The sequence below is a fragment of the Mesorhizobium sp. M7A.F.Ca.MR.362.00.0.0 genome (genome assembly GCF_004023175.1).
Classification (GTDB): domain Bacteria; phylum Pseudomonadota; class Alphaproteobacteria; order Rhizobiales; family Rhizobiaceae; genus Mesorhizobium.
In genome coordinates, this window is record NZ_RZTF01000310.1 from 1 (window position 1) to 5,602 (window position 5,602).

At 62.6% G+C, this 5,602-nt stretch carries 7 protein-coding genes; 3 read left to right on the top strand and 4 right to left on the bottom strand.

Annotated elements, in window-relative coordinates; genetic code table 11:
• Both EOC06_RS27880 and EOC06_RS27885 read right to left on the bottom strand, forming a co-directional pair.
• Positions 1–978 (bottom strand): MFS transporter (locus tag EOC06_RS27880; RefSeq protein ID WP_128309299.1); only part of this gene is annotated, 978 nt, incomplete at its 3' end.
• Between the two features lie 204 nt (positions 979–1,182).
• Entirely contained in the window at positions 1,183–1,821 is a 639-nt protein-coding gene (locus tag EOC06_RS27885; protein ID WP_245470134.1) for a DUF922 domain-containing Zn-dependent protease, read from the bottom strand.
• Between the two features lie 124 nt (positions 1,822–1,945).
• On the opposite strand from EOC06_RS27885, the gene folP reads away from it, so the two are divergent.
• Genes folP through folK form a run of 3 tightly spaced genes read left to right on the top strand, consistent with a single transcriptional unit; the run spans position 1,946 to position 3,656 of the window.
• Positions 1,946–2,797: a dihydropteroate synthase gene (gene folP, locus EOC06_RS27890; protein ID WP_128309300.1), complete on the top strand. Its 852-nt coding sequence runs from the start codon at positions 1,946–1,948 to the stop codon at positions 2,795–2,797.
• Positions 2,798–2,800: 3 nt separating this feature from the next.
• Positions 2,801–3,160, top strand: a complete 360-nt coding sequence (gene folB / locus EOC06_RS27895) for a dihydroneopterin aldolase (RefSeq protein ID WP_023813034.1) — start codon at positions 2,801–2,803, stop codon at positions 3,158–3,160.
• On the top strand, positions 3,144–3,656 hold the full coding sequence (gene folK, locus EOC06_RS27900; protein ID WP_127272685.1) for a 2-amino-4-hydroxy-6-hydroxymethyldihydropteridine diphosphokinase: 513 nt from the start codon (positions 3,144–3,146) through the stop codon (positions 3,654–3,656). Before folB ends, folK begins: the two co-directional genes overlap by 17 nt.
• Before the next feature lie 154 nt (positions 3,657–3,810).
• Here the strand turns inward: folK and EOC06_RS27905 are convergent, their stop codons facing one another.
• Both EOC06_RS27905 and EOC06_RS27910 read right to left on the bottom strand, forming a co-directional pair.
• Positions 3,811–4,356, bottom strand: a complete 546-nt coding sequence (locus EOC06_RS27905; RefSeq protein ID WP_127323051.1) for a DUF924 family protein — start codon at positions 4,354–4,356, stop codon at positions 3,811–3,813.
• 14 nt (positions 4,357–4,370) lie between these two features.
• On the bottom strand, positions 4,371–5,602 hold a 1,232-nt coding region (locus EOC06_RS27910; RefSeq protein WP_245470136.1), incomplete at its 5' end, for a cation:proton antiporter.

Genomic DNA, 5,602 nt, shown 5'->3' on the forward strand with positions numbered 1-5,602 from the left:
GGTCCCCAGCAGAAGCCCGAGCATCGCGATGCCCGACTCTGCGGCCGACAGGCCGAGCACCGCCTGAAGATAGACGGGCAGGTACACAGCCATGCCGACGCTTGCGGCCTGAAGCAGGAACATCGAAAGCGTGCCCGCCAGGACGATTGGATTGCCAAGCACTTCGAGTGAGATGAGCGGCTCGGCGGCTCGCATAAGCCGCAAGGCAAAAGCGCCCCAGAAAATCGCCGAACCGCAGAGAACGCCGATGACTTCAAGCGAAATCCAGGGATAGGCGCTGCCGCCCCAGTTCAATGCGAGCAGCAGCAGCGCCGTGGCAATGATCAGAAGCAACGCGCCCAGGCCGTCGATGCGATGGCGCTTTGCGGCAACGGGCAGCTTCTTGAGCGGCTTGTTGATGATCGCCATCGCAAGAACACCAAGCGGAATGTTGATCCAGAAGATCAGTGACCAGTGCAGGTGCTCGGCGAAAGTGCCGCCGAGCAACGGACCGGCAACGCTGGCGACAGCCCATGTGCCGGAGAACCAGGCGGCATAGCGTGCCCGCTCGCGCGGCGGAACGAGATCGCCGACGACGGTCTGCGTCAACGCGAACAAGCCGCCGCCGCCGGCGCCCTGGATCGCCCGCCCGACAACCAGCACAAACATGTTGGGAGCCATCGCACTGACCAGCGATCCCGCCAAAAAGATCAGGATCGCGGCATAGACAGTCGGCCGGCGGCCGTAGACGTCGGAAATCTTGCCGTAGAGCGGGGCCACGGCGGTAGCGGTCAGGAGATAACCGGTGACGATCCATGGCAGATAGTGTGCGTTTCCGAGCGCATGCCCGATGGTCGGCATGGCTGGCGCAACAATGGTCTGGTCGAGTGCCGCCAACAGCATCGACAACAGCACGCCGCCGATAATGGCGTTCTTTTCGCTCTCTGTTATCGGCGTGCCGGTTTCCGCCATCGTTTTGTTATCGACAGCCTGGTCCATGATCGTTCATCCATAAGCTTGCGATTTGACCGGCCCTGTTCAGCCGTTCCGGTTTCTTGACCGTTTGGATCGCATTGGTGTTTTAAGCTCGCGTCTGGCGAGCCTGACATATGTCGTCCCATATAGGCCGGTTTCGACAGGGGCTCGAAAGTTTTTCGAATCTGGCACTACCTTCGGGGATTTTGGCTTTCAGTTCGGGTGCGTTCAGGCCGGCGGCAGTCGGCCATTCCCGATGCGCTCCATGCGGTAGCGCAGCAGCCGCAAGATGCGGCTTTCGAAATTGACGCTTTCGACGCGGTCGAACTGAAGCTGGGCGCGGTCGTGCCTGGCCAGAACAGCCGCGGTGATGGCTGCCGCCTTGGCCTTGGCGGCGTCGCAGTTCTTTTGCGGGTAGGTGGCCTTCAAGGCCTCTTCGAGTTCGCCGCCATGGTTCTTGGCGATTTCGACATGGCGCTCCTCATGGCGCTTGATGTCGGCGGACAGCGTATCCCAGAACAGCCTGACATCGGCGTCGGCCTTGCGCGGGCGGCGCCACTCGGGAAGGATCACCTTCACCTTGACGGTCACCGCCGCGTCGGCGATCCGGCAGGAACTCGGCGTCTGCGCATAGCTGACACGGGTGGTGAAGGCCATTTGCGTGGCGCCCGGGTGCCGGTTGCCGGTACTTTTCACCTCCGGCCCGCGTTTGGAGAGTTGTGCCTCGATGTCGTCGAGGGTGCTGCCGCCGATGGCGAAATAGCTGTACGTCTTGACGAGATTGGCCGTCGCCGCCGGAAGCGGGGTCATGGCGAGCAGCAGCGCGCAAGCCAAGGATCGTTTCACGCCCAGGGACCGTCTTTTCATGCCAAGCATGGATCGTTTCATCATGTTGCCTCTTCGACCACCTTGCTTTACGGCCGTTGCCGGCGCAATGAAATTGATCCGCCAGGGATCACACATGATTGATGAACTCCATGGTCGATGAGCAATGACGGCCAGGCGATGGCACTTGGCGCATGGACGCCATCTCGACCTTGGCGGCAAGGCCGTGGTCGTCGGCATCCTCAATGTCACGCCCGATAGCTTTTCCGACGGCGGCCAGTTCGACGCCCCTGAAAAGGCGCTGGCCCAGGCGCGCCGCATGATCGGGGAAGGGGCACTGGTTGTCGATGTCGGCGGAGAATCGACGCGCCCAGGTGCTGCCGCGGTATCGGCCAGCCAGGAACAGGAGCGCATCCTGCCGGTGATCGAAGCGCTGGCGGGCGTGAGCGAGGTGCTGATTTCGGTCGACACCTATCGTGCCGACACGGCGCGGCTGGCGGTCGCCGCCGGCGCGCATATCGTCAACGATGTCTGGGGTTTGCAGCGCGAGCCCGATATTGCGCGTGTCGCCGCCGACACCGGCGCGGGGCTTGTCATCATGCATACCGGGCGGGATCGCCAGAAGCTGCCGGATGTGATTTCCGATCAACTGACGTTCCTGCGAAGGTCGCTGGAAATCGCCCGCCAGAACGGCATCGCCGACGATCGTATCGTGCTCGATCCCGGTTTCGGATTCGCCAAGGAGACGGCGGAGGAAAATCTCGACCTGATGGCACGCTTTTCGGAATTGCATGCCCTCGGCCTGCCGCTGATGGCCGGTACGTCGCGAAAACGCTTCATCGGCACGGTCACCGGCCGTGATGCCGCCGACAGAGGGGTCGGAACAGCGGCGACCAGCGTTATATTGAGGCTCCAGGGCGCCGATCTGTTTCGCGTCCACGATGTCGCATTCAACGTGGACGCTTTGGCGCTCGCGGATGCTATGCTGGCGCGTCGGACGGACCAGGCGAGAAACTGAGCGATGTATGTCATCCGCATGAAGAACTGCGCTTTCTTTGCCCGGCACGGCGTGCTGGACGAGGAGGAAAGGCTCGGCCAGCGCTTCTATGTCGATGCTGTTCTCACCGTCGATCCAGGCCGCGCGCTTGCCGAGGATTCGATCGAGGATACAGTCCACTACGGCATTGCATTCACCGTCATTGAGAAGATCATCACCGGGCAGCGCCGTTTTCTGATCGAGTCGCTGGCGCTCGAAGTGGCCCGTGCGCTGACGGCGCGTTTTCCGCAGATTAAGAAAGCCGAGATCACGGTGCGCAAGCCGAACGCACCGGTGCCTGGCGTGCTCGATTATGTCGAGGTGACCGTTGTCTGGCCCGAATAGCACCGTTTATCTCAGCCTTGGCGGCAATCTTGGCGATCCGGCGAAATCCATGGGCGCGGCGCTGCGCATGCTGGATGCCGACGCGGATACGCGTGTCACCGGCGTCTCCTCGCTTTATCGCACGCCGCCCTGGGGCAAGCTCGATCAGCCCGATTTTCTCAATGCGGCCGCCGAGATTTCCACCGTGCTTGCACCGCGTGCCTTGCTCGACCTCTGCCTCGATGCGGAGCGCAAGCTGAAGCGGGTGCGGGAGGAGCGCTGGGGGCCGCGGCTGATCGATATCGACATTCTGGTGTTCGGGGACCGCGTCATCCACGAGACCGGACTGGAGGTGCCGCATCCGCGCATGCTGGAGCGCGCCTTCGTGCTGGCGCCGCTGGCCGAGATCGCGCCCGGCCTGGTTGTCAGCGGTCGCAGCATCACCGACCGGCTGGTCGCCGTCGATACTTCAGGCATCGAGCGATTGTCCTCCGGCCGGGATTGGTGGTTGGCCTAGGTGTGTTGAGATTCAGGTGATGCCGGCCTGCAAACGGCGAGTTCCTGCGCTTCCGGTGCTCACGTACCCAAATGTACGCTCCGCTCCGGTTCTCGGAACCCACCGTTTTCGTCTCGGCCTGACCTGAATCTCAACACACCTTGGAGCGGGGTCTTTAACCGGAGAAGCCGCCGCCATCCAGGAACGTCTGCTCCTGCGGGGTGGTTTCGCGGCCAAGCATCTTGTTTCGGTGCGGAAAACGGCCGAAATTCTGAATGATATCGCGGTGTTCGACAGCGTACTTCAGGTATGGCTCGGCCCTGGCCTGCGTCAGTTCGACCGAAATGTCCTGGTCGGCCAGCAGTTCCGAATGCTCGTAAGGCAGGTAGAGGAAAACGCGGAGTTCTTCCTCGAGTGCCAGGTCATGACCAGCCGCGATCGCCCTCTCCGCGAAATATCTGGCGAGCGGATCGGTCGCGTACATATGGCCGGTGCCGCGAAAACAGTTCCGCGGAAACTGGTCGAGCAGGATCATCAGCGCCAGCGCGCCTTCGGCATGTTCCAGCCAGTCGTCGCATTCACGCCGCGCGGCGGCGTAGTGCAGGCCGAGAAAGCGGTCGCGGAACTCGGCATCGAATGCCTCGTTCTTCTCGAACCAGGCATCCTCGCCGGCATCGCGCCAGAATTTGGTGACCGACAGGGCCCTGCTGTCCAATTCCATGCCTAATTCCTTGCTCAATCGGCGGGTTCGGACTTGTGCAGCACACCCGCGGTTTCTTCATTGAGTGCCTGACCAGGCCGGCGCGGCGTGGAGAGCGGTGTCGGAATCGGCGTACCGATATTGCCTCTCAGGAAGCGCTGTCCGGCGCGAATGCCTTCGGCAAGCTGGGTTTCGAAGCGATCGGTGTCGCGGCGCCTGACGTCTTCGATCGTTTCAGCCACGTCTTCGGGATCGACGCCCAGCGATTCCAGGGCCGAGCCGCCGAAAACAAGTGCGGATTCGAAGGTTTCACGCAGCTGGTAGTCGACGCCGGCGCGAATGAGCTGCAGCGCGGTACCACGATCGAAAGCGCGGGCCAGCACGGTGAGCAAAGGAAACTCAGCCTTGATCAACTGGGCGATGCGAACAGCCACATCGGCCTTGTCGACGCAGATCAGCACGGCACGCGCACGGCCGGCGCCGGCGGCATGCAGGATGTCCAGTCGCGTGCCGTCGCCATAATAGACCTTGAAGCCGAAATCGGCCGCCGCCTGGATCATCTCGACGTCATTGTCGATGATCGAGACGTCGATGCCGCGCAGCAGCAGCGGCTGGCTCGCGATCTGGCCGAAGCGGCCGAAACCAATGACCAGCACGCTGCCGGTCAGGCCATCGGCGACATCGACCCCGTCGAGCGACTGCTCGTCACGCGGCGTCAGATAGCGCAAGGCGATGATGGCCAGCGGCGTCAGCACCATGGAGATGATGACGATCGCCGTCAGCGTCGCGTTGGCCTGGCCATCGATGATGCCGACCGCCGCGGCCGCCGAGTAAAGGACAAAGGCGAATTCGCCGCCTTGTGCCATGAAGACCGCGCGCTCCAGGGCTTCGCGGTGGCCTGATTTCAGGATGCGGGCGACGATGTAGATACCGAATGCCTTCATCACCATGTAGGCGACGACATAGATGGCGATCAGCCGCCAGTTCGCCGCGACCACATGCAGGTCGAGCGACATGCCTACCGCGAGAAAGAACAGGCCAAGCAGGATGCCGCGGAAGGGTTCGATGTCGGCTTCGAGTTGGTGGCGGAAGGTCGATTCAGACAAAAGCACGCCGGCCAGGAAGGCACCCATCGCCATCGACAGGCCGCTGAGCTGCATGGCGAGGGCGGAGCCAAGGACGACCAGAAGTGCCGCCGCCGTCATCACCTCGCGGGCACGGGCATCCGCCAGGATGCGGAAGAACGGGTTGAGCAGATAACGGCCGG